The sequence below is a fragment of the Bartonella sp. MU37NMGALS genome, assembly GCF_042194015.1.
GTDB classification, from domain to species: Bacteria; Pseudomonadota; Alphaproteobacteria; order Rhizobiales; family Rhizobiaceae; genus Bartonella; species Bartonella grahamii.
The window spans coordinates 1-1327 of the sequence record NZ_JBHIML010000080.1; the positions used below are offsets into that span (position 1 = coordinate 1).

The window sequence follows — 1327 nt, forward strand, 5'->3', positions numbered from 1 at the left end:
GAGGCGCCATATCTTTTCTCCTTACATTGAGATGCAATTCACGTGTGGCGTGAATCACGCATTACTTGAAAGTGTTAGGAAGGGTGGGGGTGCTAGGAGGCATTTGTGAAGAGAAACACCTCCATATGTAAAAAATCTGTAAGTTTATTTTTTAGATGTGCTTAATTTCATATTTCCAATCAGGCAATTGAGTAAGAGCTAATGCGAGTTGTCCTCTATGACACATGCATACATTGGCTTCAAAACAGGTGATTGCAACGCGCTTTTTGTTTAAAAACATTTGATATAATTTGTTTATTGCACAAGAATTATTCTTGAGAGTTGTATTTCGATAATTTTTAAAAAGGCGGTCATAATCTTTTTGTGTTTTCAAATTTCTTCGTTTTTCAGAGGCAATTCCAAGTTCAGGCATATGCATATATTCAATATCAATGTTGCTTACAGCTTGCTCTAATTGTCTTTTTGAAAATCCGTGTTTTCTACTTATTGGATTTTTACGAACATCACATAAAGTTTTGATATTGTTTTCTATGAGACAACTAAGATAATTCTCAAGGGACCTACCTTCATAGCCAATGGTAAAAAAACAAAATTCCTCATCTTTAGCAGGCTGTATGATAATATGTTCGATGTTACACACGTTTAATTTCCTTATGTGAAAGGGTGGGGGTGCTCGTAGATATGCGGGGAACAAAACACCCCCATAAGGTTAAGCAGCTTTTGTTGAGAGTTGTTTTATCTCTCGTTGTATCTCTGCTAAAAAGGTTTCAACAGCTTGATTGATCTGTTCAATTTGTTGATCATCACGGAGAATACGCTTGACTTTCATGCGTAAGTGAAAGAATTCCCCCGTAAAACGTGGGTCATAGCTTACGAAATCACACCATTTTCGTTCTGTACAAGCCATTTGGAATTGCATTTGTGCGTGATATTCTGGTTTGATTTCGTCACCTATACAAAAGCGCATATGTGTTACTGATCTCGGGCATTTGACTTCGATTAAACCGTCTTCTCCAATGAGACCATCGGGGCTAGCCCCCGCCATTTCTATTGTGGGGTGTTGGATAAAGCCGCATTTTGTTATATCGGCATCATAAATGAAGCCATATTCTCTCAAGGCATCTTCTTCATGTTCAATACCCCATTGCATAGCAGGTGTTGTATAAGATTGGCTTATTTCCCCTATTAAGCGTTCTGTCATGAGTTTCGTTTTGTAATCTTCATATTTGCTTGTAGGCAAACCTTTTGCGGTCTTACTGAGTACGTTGTAAACGTTTGAAGCAGTGACTTTACCCAAGCGCGCTTGAAACCATTCTGCTGTTCTTTG

The 1327-nt window shown here is 38.1% G+C and carries 2 protein-coding genes; both read right to left on the reverse strand.

What is annotated here, in order from left to right; genetic code table 11:
* Positions 1-151 precede the first annotated feature (151 nt).
* On the reverse strand, positions 152-640 hold the full coding sequence (locus ACFIJP_RS09105) for a DUF488 family protein (protein ID WP_375627091.1): 489 nt from the start codon (positions 638-640) through the stop codon (positions 152-154).
* 69 nt (positions 641-709) lie between these two features.
* Positions 710-1327, reverse strand: a 618-nt coding sequence (locus ACFIJP_RS09110) for a lambda exonuclease family protein (protein WP_375627093.1), incomplete at its 5' end; no start/stop codon positions are given.